The sequence below is a fragment of the Microbacterium helvum genome (assembly GCF_014779795.1).
GTDB classification, from domain to species: domain Bacteria; phylum Actinomycetota; class Actinomycetes; order Actinomycetales; family Microbacteriaceae; genus Microbacterium; species Microbacterium helvum.
Genome location: NZ_JACXZS010000001.1, coordinates 140,713 through 161,764 on the forward strand (window position 1 = coordinate 140,713; position 21,052 = coordinate 161,764).

Genomic DNA, 21,052 nt, shown 5'->3' on the forward strand with positions numbered 1-21,052 from the left:
CCCGAATCGGACACACCCGCGTCGACGGCGAACCCCGTCGCATCGGATCGCACGGGCGCACCCTCGTCGCGCGGGCCGCGCGCACTCACTCCACGCGCCAGCCACCGCTACGCCGCGTGATAACGACGTGGGCGCCGTTGTGCACGCCGCCGTCGAACCGAGAGGCGTCGACGTCGAGTTCAGCCAGCAGTGCGAGCATCGTCAATCCGCTCGTGACGACGAGGACGTCGTGAACGGGTGCCTCGGCCGCCGCGATCTCGAACGCCTCGCGTGCACGCGCCCGCAGTGTCGCCGCGGACTCGACGGGCAGCGCACCGTGATCGGCGAGGTCCGGAAGCGCGACCAGCGCTTCGAGCACCCCGCCGCCGTCGGCGGGACCGTAGGCGCGCCGCAGGTCGTTCCAGAGCCGGGCGCTCAACGCTCCCTCGTAGGCACCGAACGCGAGCTCACGCCACCGCGCGTCGGCCCGCGCCGGGACGCCCGGCATCGCGAGCGCCGCCGTCTCGCGATGCCGCCCCGAGTCGGCGCAGAACACGGCTCCCACGGAGCCCGCCGCGCCGACGGAGACACCGAGCGCGGCCGCCTCGGCCCGGCCGCGCTCGGTGAGCGGGGAGTCGCACCAGCCCTGGACGCGGGCCAGCACGTTGAGCATCGTCTCGCCGTGACGGGCGACGAGCACCCGTCCCGTCATCGCGCCTGCCCGGATGCCTCGATCCGCGCTTCTTCGACCGCCGCCGCCTCCGACCCGGCGTCGGCGGGGGTGGCGGCATCCACCCGGTCCGAAGCGGTGCCGAGCACGGCCTCGACCTCCGCGCCGGCGGCGCCCGCATCCCACCCCGGCTTGGGCACGGAGTCGATGAGCAGGCGCGTGTACTCGTGCTGCGGGGCGACCAGCAGGGTCGTCGTGTCGCCACGTTCGACGATCTCGCCCCGCCGCATCACGACCGTCTGCTCGCACACGCGACGCACCACCGCGAGATCGTGGCTGATGAACAGCACGGTCAGCCCACGCTCGCACCGGATGCGGTCGACCAGGTCGAGCACCTGCGCCTGCACCGACACGTCGAGGGCGCTGGTGGCCTCGTCCATCACGAGCACGTCGGGCTCGATCGCGAGGGCGCGGGCGATCGCGACGCGCTGCCGCTGACCGCCCGACAGCGTGCGCGGCCGCGCCGCCGCATGCTTCTCACCGAGGCCGACCTGCTCCAGGAGCGACAGCACCCGCGCGCGTGCCTCGGCCGAGCCCAGGCGCGCGTGCAGCCGCAGTGCATCTTCGATCGCACGGCCCGCGGTGATCCGCGGGTCGAGAGACAGGTATGGGTCCTGGAACACCATCTGCACGCTGCGGGCGTGCGCGATGCGCTCCGCCCGCCCGTGCGGCACCGCGGTGCGCTCACGACCGTCGATGCGGATCTCGCCGGCGTCGGCGCCCTCGAGCCCCACGATCATGCGCGCGAGCGTCGACTTGCCCGACCCCGACTCCCCCACGACTCCGAGCGCGCCGCCGCGTGGCACCTCGACCGACGCGTCGATGACGGCTCGCACCGGCTCCTTGCCGCGGCGCAGATAGGTCTTCGACACCCCCGATGCCTGGAGCATCGGGGCTGCCGGGCCGCCGGCATCCGCACCCCCGTACCCGGCGTCGGAGGTCTTCGACGACCCGCCGACCAGCGGATGCTCCGATCCGGCGTGTCGCGCAGAACCTCCGACGCCCCGCCCGTCGTCAGCGCTCGGTGCCGCCCCGACCAGCGTCGGCGTGGCAGCGACGAGCCGGCGCGTGTACTCGGCGCTCGGGGCCCGCAGCACATCGTGCGCACGCCCCTGCTCGACGACCTGACCTCCGCTCATGACGTAGACGCGGTCGCACAGCGACGCGGCGAGGTTGAGGTCGTGGGTGATGAAGAGCATCCCCATGCCCCGCGAGGCCCGCTGCTCGGTGAGCACGCCGATGATCTCGGCCTGCGTCGTCACATCCAGGGCGGTGGTCGGCTCGTCGCACACCAGCAGCTGCGGAGACGTGGTGAGGGCGCCCGCGATCATGACGCGCTGCAGCATCCCGCCCGAGAACTCGTGCGGGTACTGCCGCAGGTGGTCCTCGGGCCGCGGCAGGCGCACTGCGGCGAGCAGCTCGATCGCTCGCGCACGCGCATCCTGCGCCGACCAGCCTTCGGCCAAGCGCAGCGCTTCGGTGAGGTGATCGCCGATGGTGCGCATCGGGTTGATGCCCGCTCGGGGATCCTGGAAGATCATGCCCGCTCCACGCCTCCGCAGCTGCCGCAGCTGCGGCCCGGGGGCGGCGAGCACATCGGCTCCGCCGAGCAGAACGTGGCCCTTCACGGCGGCGCGGTCGGGGACGAGCCCCAGCACCGTCCGCGCGGTCAGCGACTTGCCCGACCCGGACTCCCCCACGAGTCCGACGGTCTCGCCCGCGGCGACCGACAACGAGATGCCGTGCAGCAGTCGCGTGCCTCCCGGCAGGTCGAGGGTGAGATCGCTGATGTCGAGCAGGGCGGGAGCTCGGGTCACCGCGCCGTCGCGCTGGTCGATCGTGGCCGGGGTCATGCCGGGATCTCTCCTCCGATGCGGTCGGAGAGCTCTTCTCCGATGATGTTGACGGCGACGACCACGACGACCACGGCGACGGCGGGGACGATCGCCGGCAGGAAGTGCCCGCCGAGGAGGCCCGCCTGGGCCTCGTTGATCATCGCGCCCCAGTCGGCGGTCGGCGGCTGGACGCCGAGGCCGAGGAACGACAGCCCGGCGAGTTCGGCGAGCACGTACCCGAAGTTCAGGGTCGACTGGGCGCCGACGATCGGCGTGACGTTCGGCAGGACGCGCCGCAGCGCGATCCAGGCGCCGCCGAAGCCCTGCACGCGGTAGGCCGCGACATACGGGCGACTGCGCTCGGCGGCGACGAGCGAGCGGGTGAGCCGGGCCACGAACGGCGCGTACGAGATGCTCATGGCGATCACCGGGGCGACGAGCCCCTTGCCGAACAGCGCGACCGCCATGATCGCGATGAGCAGCGACGGGAACGCGAACAGCACGTCGAACACGCGCCCGAGCGCGGCGTCGATCCAGCCTCCGCGCCACCCGGCGAGCAGTCCCAGCAGGATCCCGAGCACCGTCGAGGCGACCACCACCAGCAGCGGTCCGAGCAGTGCGGTCTGGGCTCCGTAGATGAGGCGGCTCAGGGTGTCGCGGCCGAGACCGTCCGTGCCGAGCCAGTGCGCGGGGCTCGGACCGGCGTAGACGGCGGCGAAGTCGACGGCGTCGGGATCATACGGCGCGAGGAACGGGGCGAAGATCGCGGCCAGCGTCATCGCCGCGACGACGCCCAGGGCGATCGCGAAGCTGAGGGTCGTGCGCGGCAGCCGCGGCGCGCGCAGCACCTTGACGGCGAGCGTCGGGGTCGTGGTCATCAGCGGGCACCTGCTCCGGCGGCGGATCGCGGGTCGATCCAGGGTTCGAGGACGTCGATGACGGCGTTCACGACGACGAACGCGGTCACCACGAGGAGGACGATCGCCTGCACGACGGGGAAGTCGAGGCGGTCGACGGACTGCACGAGCAGCGACCCGATGCCGGCCAGGCCGAACGCGGCCTCGACGATCGAGCTCGCGACGAGGAGCCCGGCCACGAGCATGCCGCTCACCGTCAGGATGGGCCCCACGGCGTTGCGGAACACGTGGCGGCGGATCACGGTCCCTCGCCGGAGCCCTCGGCTGATCGCGACCTCGACGTGCTCGCGGCCCAGCTGGTCGATCATCGACGAGCGGGTGACCTTGCCGACGAGAACCACGAACACGATCGCCAGCGCTGTCGAAGGCAGCACGAGGTGATACACCGTGTCCCAGAACCCCTCGCCCGAGCCGAACGACGGGAACCAGCCGAGCTGCACCGCGAAGACCGCGATGAGCACGATCGAGCCGACGAACGACGGGATCGCCCCGAGCACCGTGAGGCCGATGAGGATGGCCCGGTCGCCCAGCCGCCCGCGGTTGAGCGCTGCGATCGCGCCGGCGACGAGACCGACGACGGCGATCATCGTTCCGGCGATGACGACGAGCCCGAGCGTGACCGGCAGCCGTTCGCCGAGGACCGCGGTGACGTCCTGCCGGTACTGCAGCGACCGGCCGAGGTCGCCGTGGAGGATGCCGCCGACCCAGTTCAGGTACTGCTGCCAGGGGGGCAGGTCGAGTCCGTACTGCGCAGTGACCTGGGCGACGGCTTCAGGGCTGGGCTTGCGTCCCCGCAGCAGGAACGCGACGGGGTCGCCCGGCACGAGGAACCGCGAGAAGAAGACGAGGAGGGATGCCAGGAACAGCGTCAGCAGCAGCCCGCCGAGCTTGCCGGCGATCCGGCGCAGAGCGATCATCGTCGCTCCCTTCGTGGGGAGGGCGCGGGGCCGGGCCCGAAGGCCCGGCCCCGCGCGAGGTCACCGTGCGCCAATGGTGGCCGCCCACGGGTAGTAGAGCATCGCGACGGACGGGGCCACGCCGGTCACGCGGTCGCCGAGGAACACCGTCATCGGCCCCTCGAACAGGGGCAGCCACGGCAGCTGCTCGTTCGTGATGCGCTGGGCCTTCGCCGTCACGTCGCTGCGCGCGGCGGGGTCGTCGATGGCGACGGCCTCGTTGACGAGCGCATCGAAGTCGGGGTCGCTCCAGTTGCCGTAGTTGCTGAACTCGCCGGTACGCAGCACGCTGTACATCTCCAGCGGGTCGGGGCTGGACAGGTACCACGAGGTGTAGAAGAGGTCGGTCCCCTCGCGGGCGCTCGGGTCGGAGAACAGCGCCGTGTACGCGCTGGGGCTGACGGTCTCGATCTTCGCCTTCAGCCCGATCGACTGTGCGGCGGCGGCCGCGCCCTGCGAGATCACGGCGAAGTCGTTGCCGATCGGCGCGGTCGTGATGACGATCTCTTCACCGGCCGCCCCGGCCTCGTCGACGAGCTTCTTCGCGGCATCCAGGTCGTGGTCGTACTCCTGCAGTCCGTCGAACGCCGCGGTCATCGCGGCGTCGCTCGCGCCCACCCACACCGACTCGGTGGTGAGGGCGTTGGTGACCTCGCCGTAGCCCTTGGCGGCAGTATCCAGCATCCCCTGCCGGTCCATCGCCATCATGAGGGCCTGACGGACGCGCAGATCGCCCAGCGGACCTTCGAGGTCGCTCACGATCAGGCTGCCGACCGCGGTGTTGAGTCCGAAGTAGACCTCGCCCTTGCCGGAGTCCTGCAGCTGCGCGATCGCGTCGGTGGGGATCATCCAGCCGCCGTCGACCTCGCCGGACTTCAGCGCGTTGACGCGTGCGTTCGAGTCGGTCATGAAGAGGATGTCGACCTCGCCCGCCTTCGCGCGCAGGGTGTCGTCCCAGTAGCCGTCGTAGCGCTTCAGGGTGACGGATTCGCCGGACTTCCACGCAGTGAGCTCGAACGGGCCGGTGCAGTTGACGAGCCCCGTCGAGTTGCCGTAGTCGGCGCCCTTCTCGGCGAGCGTCGCGGCCGATTCGATCACGCCGGCCGAGCCGCCCATCGCGAGGTTGAACTGCGAGTTCGGCTGCGTCATCGTGACGGTCACCTGGCGATCGCCGGTCTTCTCGATCGACGCGACGTTCTGATACACCGAGTACCACGACGACCCGACCTCGGGATCGAGGTGGCGGCTCATCGACGCGACGACGTCGTCGGCGGTGAGCGGCGTGCCGTCATGGAAGGTGACGCCCTGACGGATCATGTAGACCCAGGTGTCGGGCGTCGGGTGCTCGTACGCCTCGGCGAGTCCCGGCGTCAGCGTGTAGTCGGGGTTCAGCCGCAGCAGCGACTCGCACACGTTCGACAGCACCTGGTTGTCGGAGTAGTCGAACGCGTACGCGTAGTCCAGCGAGTAGGGCTCGGAGTAGCTGACCCATGTGAACGAGTCGATGTCGCCCGACGGTGCGTCGGTCTGGGCGGTGAGCTCCCACTCGGGGGCGGGGGTCTTCTCGTCGTCGGCGGCGGGGGCGCTGCAGGCGGCGAGGGCGAGCGCGCCGGCGACGGCGATGCCCGCGGCGGCGCTCAGGCGACGTGCGGTGCGTCGGGTGGTGGACATGGTTCCTCGGCTCTGAAGGTGATCGGGTGCGGGAAGTCAGAGACGAGTGGATGCCGGGCCCCCGGCATCCACCGTCTCCACGGTGCGGGCGTACACGCGTTCGCCGTCGATCCACGTCGAGGCGACGCGGCACGTGTACAGCTGGTCGGCCGGCACGTCGAACGGGTTGGGTTCGACGACGACGAGGTTCGCGAGATATCCCTCGCGGACGAGGCCAGTGTCGTGGTCGCGGTGGTTCACGAACGCGGTGCCGGACGTGTAGGCGGCGAGCGCGGTCGCCAGGTCGAGACGCTGCGCCGGCCCGCCGAGCGGTTCGGCGTCTTCGAGCGGCGCCACGCGGTTGACCGCGATGTGGATGCCGGCCAGCGGGTCGGCGGTCGACACCGGCCAGTCGCTCCCGCCCGCCAGACGCACCCCGGCACGGTGCAGGTCGCCGAAGGGGTACTGCCGGTCGGCGGCCGAGGCGGCGAGGAACGGCAGCGTCAGCTCGTCCATCTGGTCCTCGTGGCACGCCCACAGCGGCTGCATGTTCGCGACCGCGCCCAGCTCCGCGAAGCGCGGCACGTCGGCCTCGGCGACGACCTGGATGTGGGCGAGGTGGTGGCGGCCGTCGGTGTCGCCGTTGACCTCGCGGGCGTCCTGCAGCGCGTCGAGCGCCTCGCGCACCGCACGGTCTCCGAGTGCGTGGAAGTGCAGCTGGAACCCCGCCGCATCCGCCGCGACGGCGTAGTCGCGCAGCCTCTCGGGAGCGATGAACGACAGTCCGCGGTTGTGCGTGTCGTGGCCGTGCGTGTCGCGGTAGGGCTCGAGCATCGCGGCGGTCTGGTTCTCGGCGACGCCGTCGACCATGAACTTGATGGAGCCGAGCGAGAAGCGGTCGGACTGCCCGAGGGCCGCGATCTCGTCGCGCAGCCGGATCATCTCGTCGAGCTGCTCAGCGCCCTCGGCGCGTTCCCACCACTGGGCGCCGACGACGTGCGCCTTGAGCGTGCCGTCGGCGAGGGCGCGCCGGTAGGTGGCCAGGCCACCTGTGATTCCGGGGAAGTTGCCGACGAGGGCGTCCTGCCACCCGGTGATGCCCAGCGCGAGCAGCTCGTCCTGAGCGCGCAGCAGGCCGGCGTACGCGGTGTCGGCCGAGACCGCCGGACGCACCTCGGCGAACAGGTCGCCGGCGCCCTCGTGGAACGTGCCCGCGGGGAATCCGTCGGCTTCGCGCTCGATGCGACCGTCGACGGGATCGAGGGTCGCGGCGTCCACTCCCGCGAGGCGCATCGCCGCGGTGTTGGCCCATGCGCTGTGGTGGTCGCGGCTCGCCAGCAGCACCGGCCGGTCGGGCACGATCTCGTCGAGAAGGCCTCGCAGCGGCGCCCCGCCCGGGAAGTGGTCCATCGACCAGCCGCCGCCCACGATCCAGTCGACCTCGGGGTTCTCGGCGGCGTAGCGGGCGATCCTCGCGAGCGTGTCTGCGGCGTCCTCGGACTCGGTGAGGTTGCACTGCAGCAGCTCGACGCCGCCCGACACCGGGTGGATGTGCGCGTCCTGGAACCCGGGCGCCAGCAGGGCCCCGTCCAGGTCGACGACGACCGTGTCGGGACCGATGAGAGCGGATGCCTCGTCGTCGGCGCACACCGCGACGATGCGGCCGTCGCGCACGGCGACGGTGCGACCGGTGAGCGCCTGCGTGCTGCCGGCGGGCACCGCGTCGGAGGTGAACACGGCACCGCCGGTGAAGACGGTGTCGGCGAACGCGCACTCGACCGCGCGGGTGCTGCTGGGGGTGGCGTCGGTGCCCACGGGACCTCTCCTTCGTCATCGAACGGGTCGACTGACGATAGATCGACGTCACCACCGATGTCAACACTGTTGACAGCCGTGTTGATCAGACCGTTATGATCGAGCCGTCACAGCCGGCGTCGCGAGGCGTGGCACGATGAGACGGCGACGGAGGCGGAACATGGCGGGACGAACGGCGACCGAGAAGTCGGGCGGAAAGCGGCTGGACCGTGCCACGATCGTCGCCGCAGGGCTCGAGCTCGCCGCCGCGCCGGGTGTGGCATCCCTCTCGATCCGCGATCTCGGCGCGAAGCTCGGCACCGACCCGACGGCCATCTACCGCCATTTCCGCAGCAAGGACGATCTGATGGCCGCCCTGCTCGACGAGCTGACGCTGCAGGGCCTCGCCGCCGTCACCGCCGCCCCCGACGAGTGGCGCGAGCGACTGCGCCAGCTCGCGTCCGCGACGCTGTCGCTGTTCTACCGGCATCCGGCCGTCGGCCAGGAGGCCGTCGTGCTCACGACACACGGCCCTGGCGAGCTGGCGGCGATCGAATTCATGCTCGACGCGTTCTCGCGCGCGGGACTGACCGGCGACGTCCTGGTGCAGCATTACGCCCTGATGGCCTCGCAGATGCTGTCGAGCGCCGCCGGCGTCGCCCGCGCCCGCGCCGAGCGGGGTGGCGACGAGGCCGACGGAGCGAGCCCCTGGTTCGAGGGACCGCTCCTGGTCGACCCGCGCACGCACCCGCACATCGCGGCGGTGTCGGCGCAGCTGCTCGACCTCGAGGACCGCGAGCTGTTCGCGCTGGGCGTCGAGGCCGTCATCCGCTCCGCCGAGCGCGCGGCCGGAGCGAACTGACACGCAGCTCGCGTCGCATCCGGAGCGGATCGGGAGGAATGGTTGACGTCCGTCAACCATGGGCGTATCGTTGACTTTCTTCAACTGTTGACATTCGTCAAACAATTCTTGCGTCACCGTCGCCGCAGCACCCTTCCCCCTCCCTCACGAAGGACTCCTATGGCCACGTCCACCCCGGCGACCGGGTCGGTCGCCACCGCAACCGCCGGCACCCCCACCGATGCCGACGAGAAGCGACGCCACCGCAGAGTGCTGCAGGCGCTGAGCGGCCTGCTGCTCGGCATGTTCGTCTCGATGCTCGCGTCGACCGTCGTGTCGACGTCGCTCCCCGTCATCGTCCACGACCTCGGCGGCGACCAGGCCGCGTTCACCTGGGTCGTCACGGCGACGCTGCTGACGACAGCGATCTCTACCCCCATCTGGGGAAAGCTCGCCGACCTCTTCAACCGCAAGCTTCTCATCCAGCTCGCCATCGTGATCTTCGTGCTCGCGACCGCGGCCGCCGGGTTCTCGCAGGAGCCGGGCACCCTCATCGCTTTCCGCGCCGTGCAGGGCATCGGCGCCGGCGGTCTGGCGGCACTCAGCCAGGTCATCATGGCCGACATCATCAGCCCCCGCGAGCGCGGCCGGTACATGGGCCTGTTCGGGGCCGTCATGGCCGTCGCCACCGTCGGCGGACCGCTCCTGGGCGGCTTCATCACCGACACGTTCGACTGGCGCTGGAACTTCTTCATCGCGCTGCCGTTCGCCGTGGCCGCGCTCATCATCCAGCAGCGCACGCTTCATCTGCCGCCGCGCGCCAAGACGAAGGCGCGCATCGACTACTTCGGCATCGTGCTGCTGTCCACCGCCGTGTCGCTCCTGCTCATCTGGGTCACCAACGCGGGCAAGGACTACGACTGGTGGAGCACCGAGACCATCCTCATGGTCGGCGGGGCGCTGGTCGCCGCGATCCTGTTCGTCGTCGTCGAGCTGCGCTCCAAGGAGCCGCTGGTCCCCCTGACGATGTTCCGCAACCGCACCTTCACCCTGGCGGTCATCGCGTCGATCTCGATCGGCATCGCGATGTTCGGCACCTCGGTGTTCCTCAGCCAGTACATGCAGCTCGCACGCGGCGCGACCCCGACCGAGGCCGGCCTCATGACGATCCCCATGATCGCGGGCCTGCTGCTGGCGTCGATCATCATCGGCGGTCTGGTCACCCGCACCGGACACTGGAAGCCGTACCTCATCGTGGGCGGCGTGCTGCTGATCGCCGGCTCGTACCTCCTGTCGACCATCCACTACGACACGAACTTCGTGCTGGTGTCGGTGTACATGTTCGTGCTCGGCGCGGGTGTCGGCATGACGATGCAGAACCTGGTGCTGATCGTGCAGAACACGGCGAAGCCGAGCGAGATCGGCGTCGCGAGCTCGGGCGTCACGTTCTTCCGCAGCCTCGGCGGCACGATCGGCGTCTCGGTGATGGGCGCCGCCCTGGCCACCTCGGCGACGAACCTGTTCACCGAGCGCAAGGACGACATCGTCGCCGCGATCATGACGCTCGGCGAGAAGGGCGCCGCGATCGGCGAACAGCTCCAGTCGGGCACGATCCCGCAGGTGTCGTCGCTGCCTGAGGCGATCCGCGTGATCGTCGAGGACATCTACGCGCAGGCCATCGCGCACTCGTTCCTCATCGCCGTGCCGCTCGCGGTCGTGAGCCTCATCGCGATCATCTTCCTGCCCAACAAGCCGCTCACGCGCATGACCACGAGCGAGCGCGTGCAGGCGAGCGAGGCCGACCTCGCCACGGTGTCGACCGCCGAGGCGATGGAGACGCTGGCGCCGGTCGGCACCGACGAGATCGAGAAGGATGCCGCACCCGCCGCCGACACGGCGGACGAGGCATCCCGGCGCTAGTGTCGAACACGATGATCCCCGACGACACTCGAGCGGCGCGCACCGAAGCGGTGCGCGCCCTCGAGGCGGAGTTCGGGGAGCTCATCAACCGGTTCCGCCGCATCATCACCGAGAACGCGAACCGCGTGAGTCCCGGCATGCTGCCCGGCGCCTACAAGGTCTTCACGACGATCGTGCGCCGCGAGAGCGTCACGCTGTCGGGACTCGCGGAGTCCTTGATGGCAGACAAGGGCCAGATCAGCCGCACCGTGCGCGAATTGGAGGGCCTCGGCCTGATCCAGCGCACCCCCGACCCGGCGGACGGACGCTCCAGCCTGCTCTCGCCCACGCCGTTCGGCCTGGAGCGGCTTGAGCAGGCTCGGTCGCCGCAAGAGAGCCTGCTGGTCGACGCCCTCGAGGAGTGGCCGCTCGACGACATCCTCAACCTGACGCGCCTGCTTCACGCCCTGACGGCCGAAGAGCTGCCGTAGCGGGGGACGGCGCCCGCTCAGACTTCGAGCGACGTCCAGACGCTGCCGGCGGCCGAGCTGCGCTCCACCGCGTCGAGCACGCGCTGCACATGCAGCCCGTCGGCGAACGAGGGACGCGGCGCCACGCCCTCATCGACGGCCACCACGAAATCGCGCACCTGATGCGAGAAGCCGTGCTCGTATCCGAGCATGTGCCCCGGCGGCCACCACGGCGCGAGATAGGGATGGTCGTGCTCGGTGACGAGGATCCGGCGGAACCCCTGCTCGAGCGCCGGCTGCGACGCGTCGTAGAACTCCAGTTCGTTCAGCCGCTCGAGGTCGAACGCCAGCGCCCCCTGCGATCCAGAGATCTCGACGCGCAGCGCGTTCTTCCGCCCGGTGCGGAAGCGGCTCGCCTCGAATGAGGCGAGCGCTCCGGAATCCAGGCGACCGGTGAAGAACGCGACGTCGTCGACAGTGACCCGGCCGCGCTCAGCGGCGGCGGTGCCCGAGAGCCCCACGCCCTTGCCCAGCAGTGGTCGCTCGTCGACGAGCGTCTCCATCACGCCCGAGACCGAAGTCACCCGCTGGCCCGTGATGAACTCGGCGAGATCGACGGCGTGGGCGCCGATGTCGCCGAGCGCACCGGACCCGGCACGCTCTCTCTCGAGGCGCCACGTGAGCGGCGCCTCGGCATCCATCAGCCAGTCCTGTAGGTACTCGGCGCGCACCTGGCGGATCTGCCCCAGCCTCCCCGCTGCCACCAGATCCCGGGCGAAGGCCGCCGCCGGCACGCGCCGGTACGTGAAGCCGACCATCGATGCGACACCGCGCTCGGCTGCCGCTGCCGCGGCCCGCTCCATCGCCTGCGCCTCTTCGACGGAGTTCGCAAGAGGCTTCTCGCACAGCACGTGCTTGCCCGCCTCCAGCGCCGCGATCGCGATCACGGCGTGCGTGTCGCCCGGCGTCACGATGTCGACGACGTCGATGTCGTCGCGTGCGACGACAGCACGCCAGTCGGTCGCGCTCTCCTGCCATCCCCACGCGCCGGCCGCTGCCGCGACGGCGTCGGCGTCGCGACCGACGACCACGGCCATCTCCGGCTGCCGGGGAAGATCGAAGAACCGAGGGGCGACCCGCCACCCCTGGGAGTGTGCGGCGCCCATGAAGCCGTAGCCGATCATGGCGACCCGAAGCGTGTCGGTCACGCGGTGTCCTCTCGGTGAAGGGATGGGCCCGGGGCGTCCACGGTCGGCGGGCGCCCCGGGCACGACATCGGTCTACTCGAACGACAGGTCGATGTACTGGTCGACGTTCTCCTTCGTGACGACCGGGGCGTCCAGGACGATCCGGTTCGGGATGCCGGGCGTCACGAGGTCGCTCATCGTCTTGCCCTGCGCGATGAGGCGGGCGAGCGCCACACCGTCCGCGGCCTGCGTCGAGGGGTAGATCACAGTGGCCTTGAGCACGGTGTCGTCGGCCTGGATCGCCTCCATCGCGCTGCGGCTTCCCGCGCCGCCCATCATGAAGAACTCATCGCGTCCCGCCGAGTCGATCGCGGCGAGGACGCCGATGCCCTGGTCGTCGTCGTGGTTCCAGATCGCATCGATGTGGGGGTTGGCGGCGAGGAGCTGGGAGGCCGCCTCCTCACCCCCGGCCACGGTGAAGTCGGCAGCGACGCGGGCCGACACCTCCAGGCCACAGTCGTCCAGCGCATCCGCAAAGCCCTGGGAGCGGTCCTGAGTCAGCGGCAGCGAGTCGATCCCCGCGATCTCGGCGACGATCGCGTCCGTCTTGCCGTTCAGCTGCTCGCAGATGTACGTTCCCGCACTCACACCCATGCCGTAGTTGTCACCCAGGACGGTGGTGCGCGCGGCGAACGGACTTGAGAACTCGCGGTCGACATTGATGACGGGGACGCCTGCCTCCATCGCGGCGATGGCCGCCTCGGTCAGTGCGGCGCCGTCAGACGGGAGCAGCACGATCGCGTCGACGCCGTCGTTGACGAAGGTCTCGACGGCTGCGATCTGGGCGATCGGGTCGTCGGTGCCCTCCGCGACGCGGAGTTCGACATCGTCGTAGCTGTCTGCTGCCGCCTGGGCACCGGAGTTGATGGCGCCGAGCCAGCCGTGGTCTGCGGCAGGTCCGGAGAAGCCGATGACGACGGTGTCGCCGCTCTCCGCATTCTCTTCCGCCGATGTCCCCTGGTCGACGACATCGCCCTCATCCGCACCGGAGCCGGTGCAGCCCGCGAGCAGACCGATCGCTGCGATGATTGCGGTGCCGGTGAGCGCGAGCCGGGTGCGCGCTTTCAGGTGTGAGCGCATGATTCCTCCTTGAATGTGATGCAGCTGTGACAGCGCGCCACCCGGGCGCCTGATGTGCCCGCACTCGAGGAGTCCACGCTGACGAGCCTCACCGTAGCAGAAGCAATGTCTGCACCGACAGCTTTTGCCTCTGCTCTGGCAGAAGTCGGGAATCACCGGAATGACGGGCGTCTGTATTCGGTCCGGTCCTGCCGGCTGACCTGAACGACGCCGCGAACTGCCCCCTCGGCAGCAGCGCGAACGCGTGTTATGTTCATCGCGTGATCAAAGATGACCATGCGGCGGCATTACTGCGCGTCGCCGGCGTGACGAAGTCGTTCGCCGGGGTGCGTGCCCTGCGAGGCGTGGACCTCGAGGTCCTTCCCGGAGAGGTGCACTGCATCCTCGGCCAGAACGGCGCGGGCAAGTCGACGCTGATCAAGACGCTGGCCGGAGTGCATCTTCCCGACGAGGGCGCCATCACGTGGCAGGGCGAACCGGTCGAGATCGGCGCCCCCGAGGCCGCGATCGAGTTGGGGATCGCCACGATGTACCAAGAGCTCGATGTGGTCGACGGCCTCACGGTCGCCGAGAACATCTTCCTCGGACATGAGCTCTCTCGCGGAGGGTTCACGAAGCGCTCGGAGGCGGCCCGCCGCACCAGAGAGATCCTGCGGCGCCTCGGCCACAGCGGCATGTCCCCCCACATGGAGGTGGGACGACTGAGCGCGGCCGGCAAGCAGATCGTGAGCATGGCGCGCGCCCTCTCGCACGACATCAAGCTCATCATCATGGACGAGCCGTCCGCGGTGCTCGACAGCGAGGAGGTCAAGAACCTCTTCCACGTGGTGCGCGAGCTCACCGCTCAGGGGATCGCCGTCGTCTACATCACCCACCGACTGGAAGAGATCCGTCAGATCGGCGATCGCATCACCGTCCTGAAGGACGGCCGGTCGATGGCGAGCGGGCTGCGTGCTACCGAGACCCCGACCCCCGAACTCATCCGCCTCATGACCGGCAGGTCGGTCGAGAACGTCTTTCCGCCCTCACAGCCAGTGCCAGACGGCGCACCGGTGGTGCTGGAGGTCGACGGCCTGTCCTGCGCAGGCTCCTTCGAGGACGTGTCGTTCTCGGTGCGCGCCGGCGAAGTGGTGGGCCTGGCCGGCCTCGTCGGCTCGGGACGGTCCGAGATCCTCGAGACGGTGTACGGCGCGCGACGCGCCACCGCCGGCACGGTGAGGGTGGGGGGCAAGCGGCTCCCCCGCGGATCGGTCGTCGCCGCCGTCCGCGCCGGAGTCGGGCTCTCGCCCGAAGAGCGCAAGAGTCAGGGGCTGGTCCTCGACGAGCCCATCTATGTCAACGTGACACTGCCGTCCATGTCGCGGTTCGCCACGGCGGGATTCTTGAACGAGCGCGCGGAGCGCACCGCCACCAAAGAGCAGATCGATGCGCTGGAGCTGCGTCCGGCCGACCCTGACCGAGAGACGATCACCCTCTCGGGCGGCAATCAGCAGAAGATCCTGCTCGCGCGCTGGCTCGTCCACGGCACCCGGGTGCTGCTGCTGGACGAACCCACCCGCGGCGTGGACGTCGGCGCGCGCGCTGAGATCTACGCCCTGATCCGGCGCCTTGCCGCCGCGGGAAACGCGATCGTGGTCGTCTCCAGCGAGATCGAGGAGGTGCTCGGACTCGCCGACACCGTCCTGGTGATCGCGGACGGACGGCTTCTCGACACGCGTCCCGCTTCGCAGATCGACGAGCACGGAGTGCTCGATCTCGTCATGAAAGGAACCGCCGCGTGAGCGAGCAGACAACTCCGGGCGCCGAGGTCGCCGCCCCGAACGGCGACCTGGTCGCGCCGGCCGACGACAGCGCACCGCGCAATTCCGGCGTGCAGCGCTTCTTCTCAGGATCCATCGGCAGAAACCTGGGGCTCGTCCTTGCTCTGATCGTGCTGGTGGTCGTGGGCGCGGTCACCGCGCCCGACACGTTCCTCAGCGTGAGCAACGTCCTGACGATCCTGCGGGCGGCGTCCATCGTCGGTGTGATCAGCATCGGCATGACCCTCGTGATCATCGCGGGTGGAATCGACCTCTCAGTGGGGTCGGTGATGGGCCTGGCATCCGTCGTCGCCGCGCTGGCCGTTGTTCAGGACCTGGCCGACCAGCTCCACTGGATCGTGATGGTCGTGATCGCACTGGCGGTCGGGCTCGCCGCAGGCCTCGTCAACGGCGTCGTCATCGCCTACGGCAAGGTGGTCGCGTTCATGGCGACCCTCGCCATGCTCGTCGCCGCGCGAGGGCTCGCCGAGATCCTGGCCGAACGGCGCACCCTCCAGATCGGGGATCGCGACTTCATCACGTTCATGAACCTCGACATCATCGGCATCGACATGCTGATCTGGATCTTCGCCATCGTGGCGGCGCTGGGCTGGGTCATCCTCAACCGGACGACCTTCGGACGCCGTACTGTTGCGATCGGCGGCAACCGGGAGGCTGCGCGGCTGGCCGGTATCAACGTCAAGCGCCACACGATGTGGCTGTACGCCATCGCGGGTCTGTGCGCCGGCATCGCCGCCGTCATGATCCTCGGACGCACGACGGCCGGCACGTCCACCCATGGAACCCTGCTCGAGCTCGATGCGATCGCCGCCGTCGTCGTCGGCGGCACGCTGCTCGCCGGCGGCCGCGGGACGATCACAGGCACGGTGCTGGGCGTCCTCATCTTCCAGACGCTGACGAACGTGTTCGTGCAGAACAATCTCTCTTCGTCCGTTCAGGCGGTGGTGAAGGGTGTCATCATCGTGGTGGCCGTACTCCTGCAGCAGCGCTTCGCCAAGCCGACCGGTCGATCGGCCTGACCGGGCGCGCAGCGGTGGATCGGGGCCCACTCGCCCGCCGATAGTCTGGGAGACGAAGATGAGCGGCGAAACGACGACCACCTCTGCAGGCGTGAACGAGCTGTTCCAGCTGCTGCGCGATGGCGTGCCCCGCACCCGGGCGGAACTGGCGAAGTCCACGGGGCTGGCGCGCTCGACGGTGGCCGCACGCGTCGACCAGCTGATGCGCATGGGTCTCATCACGCCGGTCGCCGAAGCCGCGTCGACGGGTGGCCGGCCGCCGTCGCTCTTCGCTCTCAACCCGGCCGCCAGGGTCGTCATCGCCGCGGACGTCGGCGCGTCGCACGCGACGGTCGCCGTGACCGATCTGACCGGCAGCATCCTGGCCGAACACTCCGAGTCCCTGGACATCGCCCTCGGTCCGGAGCCGGTGCTGACCTGGCTCGTCGACGGCGCCACGATGCTGCTCGATCGGCTCGGCCGCGATCGCTCTCATGTCGCCGCCGTCGGCATCGGCGTCCCGGGACCCGTGGAACACTCCACCGGGCAGCCCGTGAACCCGCCGATCATGCCGGGATGGAACCGGTTCGACATCCCCGGCTGGCTCAACCAGCACCTCGAGGTGCCGGTGCTCGTCGACAATGACGTGAACATCATGGCGCTCGGCGAGCGCTCGGTCGCGTGGCCCGGCGTCGAGCACCTGATGTTCGTGAAGGTGGCCACAGGCATCGGGGCCGGCCTGATCTCGGGCGGCACGCTGCAGCGCGGCGCACAGGGCGTGGCCGGCGACATCGGGCACGTCCAGGTCGCCCGCGCCGCCGACGTCGCCTGCCGCTGCGGCAACCGAGGCTGCCTCGAGGCGATCGCGTCGGGCCCCGCGATCGCGCGCACGCTGCGCGAGGCCGGCATCGACGCCCACAGCGGCTCCGACGTCGTCGACCTCGTCGAGCGGGGCAGCATCGAAGCGGTCCAGGCGGTGCGCCAGGCCGGGCGCGACATCGGCGAGGTGCTGACCACCTGCGTCAGCCTCGTGAACCCGTCCGTCATCGCGATCGGCGGCTCGATGGCGCGCGTCGGCGAGCATCTCATCGCCGGCGTACGCGAGATCGTCTACAGCCGCTCCATCCCGCTGGCCACCGAGCATCTGTCGATCGTCCAGTCCTCGGCTGCGGGGCACGCCGCGGTCATCGGCGCGAGCATGCTGGCGATCGAGCATGTGCTGTCGCCGCAGTCACTCGCCGTCGGCTTCCGGTGATCGACGCGGTTCGCGGCGTTCGCGCAGCGGTAGCGCCCGCGTAACACGGGCGAGACGAACGCAGGGTTGACTGGGGTCACCGGGTTTCGTCCGTGCCGACGACGGCACGCCCGCGAAGGGAGTCCGCGATGAGGATCAGGTCGCTGCGATCGACGTCGGCACCGGCGCTCGAACCGGTCACCGCGCCGCCCGCGCAGATGCGGGCGATGCTCGTGGACGCCCCGGGCGGTCCCGACTCGCTGGGTGCGGCATCCCTCTCCGTCCCGACGCCGGTCCTCAGCGAACTGCTCGTGCGGGTGGTCGCGGCGGGCATCAACCCGATCGACGCGAAGACCCGCAGTGGGGCCGGGGTGTCGGCGTCGACGTCCTTCCCGACGACGCTGGGGTACGACTTCAGCGGCGTCGTGGTGAAGAGCCCGTACGAGGCGCATCCCCTGCCGCCGGGCACCCCGGTGTTCGGAATGGCGTCATTCCCGCGCACCGGCGGCACCTACGCCGAGTACGTCGTGGCGCCGACGCTGTCGGTGGCCCGCAAGCCGGCGGCGCTGTCGCACGTCGAAGCCGCCGGAGTGCCGCTGGCGGCGCTGACGGCGTGGGGACTCGTCGTCGAGACCGCCCACGCGCACGAGGGGCAGCGGATCCTGATCCACGCGGCGAGCGGCGGCGTCGGGCACTTCGCCGTGCAGTTCGCCGCGTACTTCGGCGCGCACGTGACCGCGACCGCATCGGGTCGCAACGCCGCCTGGGTGCGCGAGCTCGGCGCGGCCGTCGTGATCGATCACACCACGACGCGGTTCGAGGACGTCGTGGGCGACGTCGACGTCGTGATCGACCTCGTCGGCAATGTGCACGACGACACCGGCACCCGTTCGCTGACGGTGCTGCGCCCCGGCGGCCTGTACGTGCTCGTGCCGACGGGCTCATGGCCGGGCTTCGCCGAGGCGGCCGCCGAAGCCGGCGTGCGCGCCACCTCGTACAAGGTCGTGCCCGACGGCGGCGCCCTCGCGACCATCGCCCGGCTGCTCGACTCGGGGGCCGTGCAGGTTTACATCGACCGCGTGTTCGACCTCGACGACGCGGCAGCCGCCCATCGCGAGCTCGAGCTCGGACACACGCGCGGCAAGATCGTGCTGCAGGTCGCCGCCGGCTGACCGCCCGGCACCCGAGCCGTCGGCCGGTGCCGACCGAGTTCACTTGCGCTGAACGTACGCCCCGCCCGCGTGCGGCCGTACATTCAGCGCAAGTGAACCGATTCAGCGGCCGGGGTGAGCACGCGGCGTCCTTCGGCGACGACCTCGTCGGCGATGGCATCGAGCAGCGGCGAGCGCAGGTTCCACTGCTGCCAATGCAGCACGACATCGGACGCCGGGCCACCCAGCAGCACCAGCTCTCCACGCTCGAGCGCGTCCTGCGACTGGAACCGGGGAAGCATCGCCCACCCGAGGCCCAGCCGCACCGCGGATGCGAAGTCGCTCGACGCCGGCACGTAATGCCGCGGCGGCCGCGCGGGGTCGACACCCTGCCGCGCCAGCCACTCGTTCTGCAGGTCGTCGCGTCTGTCGAAGTCCACGAGCGGCGCCTGCCCGAGCGCCGCGGCACGGTCGCCGCCGAGCCAGCGCTCGACATACCCGGGCGTCGCGACCGCCTCGTACCGCATCGCCCCGAGCACCGCCGAGCGGCACCCGGCCACGGGGGTGGCGCGCGACGTGACGGCGCCCATCACGGTGCCGGATTCGAGCAGGCCCGCGGTGAAGTCCTGGTCGTCGCGGTGCAGGTCGAAGACGACGGGATGCCGCACCGCCAGCCGCGCGAGCGGTTCGAGGAACCACGTCGCCAGCGAATCGGCGTTCACCGCCAGCGGGACGCTCGTGAGCACCGACTCGTCCTCGCCGCCCGCGCCGAGTTCGGCGAGCGCATCGTGCTCGAGCAGCGCGAGCTGCCGCGCGAGTCGGATCACCGCCGCGCCGGCCTCGGTGGCGCGCACCGGCTTCGACCGCACCAGCAGCAGGCGTCCGAGATGCTCCTCGAGCGTCTTGATCCGCTGGCTGACAGCGGACGGGGTGACATGCAGGCGGCGCGCGGCCGCGTCGAGCGTTCTCTCGTCGACGGCGACGGCGAGGGTCTCGGCCAGCTCGAACGGGATGCGCAGCATAAGCACTGCTAATGGTACTGAAGAACCATGAGCTGGACGACGGATCTTCGGGCTCGTAGCGTCGAGGAGTGCTCACCCCGATCGTCTCCGGCCTCGGCCTCGGCTTCTCGCTCATCGTCGCCATCGGCGCGCAGAACCTGTTCGTGCTGCGTCAGGGGCTGCGCCGCGAGCACGTGCTGCCGGTCGCGGCGATCTGCGCCGCCTCGGATGCGGTGCTCATCGCGCTCGGCGTCTCGGGCATCGGGTTCGTGCTGCAGGCGGTGCCGTGGCTCGTCGACGTCGTGCGCTGGGCGGGAGCGGTCTTCCTCGTCGGCTACGGACTGCTGGCTGCGCGGCGCGCGTGGCGACCGTCGGGCGCGGCACTGGGCTCCGGTGAACCGGTGGAGGAGGCATCCGGACCCCGCCCCTCGGGGATCGCGACACGCACCCGGCTCGCCCCGGTGCTGCTCACCTGCCTCGCGCTGACATGGCTGAACCCCCACGTCTACCTCGACACCGTGTTCCTGCTCGGCACCGTCGCGAACACGCACGGCGACGGCAGGTGGCTGTTCGCCGCGGGGGCGATGGCGGCCAGCGTGATCTGGTTCTTCGGCCTCGCGTTCGGCGCCCGCCTGCTCGGGCGGTGGCTCTCGTCGCCGCGATCCTGGCGCATCCTCGACGCCGTGATCGCGGTCGTCATGATCGCACTCGGCGTCTCGCTGGTGCTGCCCGGCTGACGCCGCGCAGCTCAGCGCTTGCGCAGCGTCGGGTCCTCGATCTCGGCGACCCGCGCCGCCACGATCGCGCGGATGGTCGCGTCGGGCAGCGGGCGGTCCGGCTGGAACCGGATCGTGCCCTTGTCGTGCTCGAACGTCGCGCGTTCGGCGTCGGGCAGCCCGTCGGCGACCACTTCGGGCACCCGCCCGCTGAACGGGTACACGCCGATGTGCTTCTTCGTGCGCATCACGGCGATCAGCGCCTTGCCGCGGTACAGCAGAGCGGGCATGCCGTAGCTCTTGCCCTGCTCGACGTCGGGCAGCTCGCTGCGCACCACGTCGAACACGTGCGAGACGACCGCGCGGTCGTCGGGATCGAGGCTCTCGAGGTACTCGTCGACGGTTCCCATACCGGCATCCTGGTCCGCGCCGACCTGGCGCGGCAAGATGGCGGCATGAGACGCGTGCACGTGATCGTCGACGGCGAGGTGCAGGGTGTCGGCTATCGGTACACGATGCAGCTGGTGGCGCGCGAGGCCGGCGCCGCAGGCTGGGTGCGCAACCGGCGCGACGGCACCGTCGAGGCCGAGGTCGAGGGCACACCGGGTCAGGTGGACGAAGTGCTCGCCTGGATGGCCTCCGGCCCGCCCGGCGCACAGGTCTCGTCGGCGGCCGTGACCGACACCGAGCCCACCGGTGCGCGCGGCTTCGAGGTGCGCGGCACGGCGTGACCG

19 protein-coding genes are annotated in these 21,052 nt (G+C 70.5%); 9 read left to right on the forward strand and 10 right to left on the reverse strand.

The features are described 5' to 3' along the window. Positions 1 to 85 precede the first annotated feature (85 nt). The 6 genes from IF188_RS00690 to IF188_RS00715 are packed head-to-tail and all read right to left on the reverse strand — an operon-like array spanning position 86 to position 7,882. Entirely contained in the window at positions 86 to 691 is a 606-nt protein-coding gene (locus IF188_RS00690) for a histidine phosphatase family protein (protein ID WP_191169869.1), read from the reverse strand. Beyond that, complete coding sequence (locus IF188_RS00695; protein ID WP_191169870.1) at positions 688 to 2,562, reverse strand: dipeptide ABC transporter ATP-binding protein; 1,875 nt, start codon at positions 2,560 to 2,562, stop codon at positions 688 to 690. The genes IF188_RS00690 and IF188_RS00695 overlap by 4 nt, the downstream gene beginning before the upstream one ends. After that, complete coding sequence (locus IF188_RS00700) at positions 2,559 to 3,422, reverse strand: ABC transporter permease (RefSeq protein ID WP_191169871.1); 864 nt, start codon at positions 3,420 to 3,422, stop codon at positions 2,559 to 2,561. Before IF188_RS00700 ends, IF188_RS00695 begins: the two co-directional genes overlap by 4 nt. Continuing rightward, positions 3,422 to 4,378 carry an ABC transporter permease gene (locus IF188_RS00705; RefSeq protein ID WP_191169872.1) on the reverse strand — a complete coding sequence of 319 codons (957 nt, stop codon included), beginning with the start codon at positions 4,376 to 4,378 and terminating at the stop codon, positions 3,422 to 3,424. Before IF188_RS00705 ends, IF188_RS00700 begins: the two co-directional genes overlap by 1 nt. Before the next feature lie 60 nt (positions 4,379 to 4,438). Next, positions 4,439 to 6,088 carry an ABC transporter substrate-binding protein gene (locus tag IF188_RS00710; RefSeq protein WP_191169873.1) on the reverse strand — a complete coding sequence of 550 codons (1,650 nt, stop codon included), beginning with the start codon at positions 6,086 to 6,088 and terminating at the stop codon, positions 4,439 to 4,441. Positions 6,089 to 6,124: 36 nt separating this feature from the next. Then, positions 6,125 to 7,882: an amidohydrolase gene (locus IF188_RS00715; RefSeq protein ID WP_318152687.1), complete on the reverse strand. Its 1,758-nt coding sequence runs from the start codon at positions 7,880 to 7,882 to the stop codon at positions 6,125 to 6,127. 160 nt (positions 7,883 to 8,042) lie between these two features. On the opposite strand from IF188_RS00715, the gene IF188_RS00720 reads away from it, so the two are divergent. The 3 genes from IF188_RS00720 to IF188_RS00730 all read left to right on the forward strand — a co-directional run bounded on the left by IF188_RS00720 (position 8,043) and on the right by IF188_RS00730 (position 11,092). After that, positions 8,043 to 8,723 carry a TetR/AcrR family transcriptional regulator gene (locus IF188_RS00720; RefSeq protein WP_191169874.1) on the forward strand — a complete coding sequence of 227 codons (681 nt, stop codon included), beginning with the start codon at positions 8,043 to 8,045 and terminating at the stop codon, positions 8,721 to 8,723. Between the two features lie 159 nt (positions 8,724 to 8,882). Beyond that, entirely contained in the window at positions 8,883 to 10,622 is a 1,740-nt protein-coding gene (locus IF188_RS00725; RefSeq protein ID WP_191169875.1) for an MDR family MFS transporter, read from the forward strand. Between the two features lie 11 nt (positions 10,623 to 10,633). Next, positions 10,634 to 11,092, forward strand: coding sequence for a MarR family winged helix-turn-helix transcriptional regulator (locus tag IF188_RS00730; RefSeq protein WP_191169876.1), 459 nt, complete (start codon positions 10,634 to 10,636; stop codon positions 11,090 to 11,092). Between the two features lie 17 nt (positions 11,093 to 11,109). On the opposite strand, the gene IF188_RS00735 is transcribed toward IF188_RS00730, so the two are convergent. Beyond that, entirely contained in the window at positions 11,110 to 12,255 is a 1,146-nt protein-coding gene (locus IF188_RS00735; RefSeq protein ID WP_191170280.1) for a Gfo/Idh/MocA family protein, read from the reverse strand. A gap of 96 nt (positions 12,256 to 12,351) precedes the next feature. After that, complete coding sequence (locus IF188_RS00740) at positions 12,352 to 13,398, reverse strand: substrate-binding domain-containing protein (RefSeq protein WP_191169877.1); 1,047 nt, start codon at positions 13,396 to 13,398, stop codon at positions 12,352 to 12,354. Positions 13,399 to 13,703: 305 nt separating this feature from the next. Between IF188_RS00740 and IF188_RS00745 the strand changes: the two genes are divergently transcribed. The 4 genes from IF188_RS00745 (at position 13,704) to IF188_RS00760 (ending at position 18,622) form a co-directional block, all read left to right on the forward strand. Beyond that, the gene (locus IF188_RS00745) at positions 13,704 to 15,179 is read left to right on the forward strand and encodes a sugar ABC transporter ATP-binding protein (RefSeq protein ID WP_191170281.1); all 1,476 of its coding nucleotides are present in this window, start codon (positions 13,704 to 13,706) and stop codon (positions 15,177 to 15,179) included. Continuing rightward, positions 15,176 to 16,237: an ABC transporter permease gene (locus IF188_RS00750; RefSeq protein WP_191169878.1), complete on the forward strand. Its 1,062-nt coding sequence runs from the start codon at positions 15,176 to 15,178 to the stop codon at positions 16,235 to 16,237. Before IF188_RS00745 ends, IF188_RS00750 begins: the two co-directional genes overlap by 4 nt. 58 nt (positions 16,238 to 16,295) lie before the next feature. Further along, positions 16,296 to 17,471, forward strand: a complete 1,176-nt coding sequence (locus IF188_RS00755) for an ROK family transcriptional regulator (protein ID WP_191169879.1) — start codon at positions 16,296 to 16,298, stop codon at positions 17,469 to 17,471. A 128-nt stretch (positions 17,472 to 17,599) separates the two neighbouring features. Next, entirely contained in the window at positions 17,600 to 18,622 is a 1,023-nt protein-coding gene (locus tag IF188_RS00760; RefSeq protein WP_191169880.1) for an NADP-dependent oxidoreductase, read from the forward strand. An 83-nt stretch (positions 18,623 to 18,705) separates the two neighbouring features. Here IF188_RS00760 and IF188_RS00765 read toward each other — a convergent pair whose 3' ends face one another. After that, positions 18,706 to 19,623, reverse strand: coding sequence for a LysR family transcriptional regulator ArgP (locus tag IF188_RS00765; RefSeq protein ID WP_191169881.1), 918 nt, complete (start codon positions 19,621 to 19,623; stop codon positions 18,706 to 18,708). Between the two features lie 68 nt (positions 19,624 to 19,691). Here IF188_RS00765 and lysE point away from each other — a divergent pair, with 68 nt between their 5' ends. Next, a complete protein-coding gene (gene lysE, locus IF188_RS00770; RefSeq protein WP_191169882.1) occupies positions 19,692 to 20,339 on the forward strand; it encodes an L-lysine exporter in 648 nt (215 codons plus the stop codon). A gap of 11 nt (positions 20,340 to 20,350) precedes the next feature. Here lysE and IF188_RS00775 read toward each other — a convergent pair whose 3' ends face one another. Beyond that, positions 20,351 to 20,728, reverse strand: a complete 378-nt coding sequence (locus tag IF188_RS00775) for an iron chaperone (protein ID WP_191169883.1) — start codon at positions 20,726 to 20,728, stop codon at positions 20,351 to 20,353. 45 nt (positions 20,729 to 20,773) lie between these two features. Between IF188_RS00775 and IF188_RS00780 the strand changes: the two genes are divergently transcribed. Then, positions 20,774 to 21,049, forward strand: coding sequence for an acylphosphatase (locus tag IF188_RS00780; protein WP_191169884.1), 276 nt, complete (start codon positions 20,774 to 20,776; stop codon positions 21,047 to 21,049). Positions 21,050 to 21,052 lie beyond the last annotated feature (3 nt).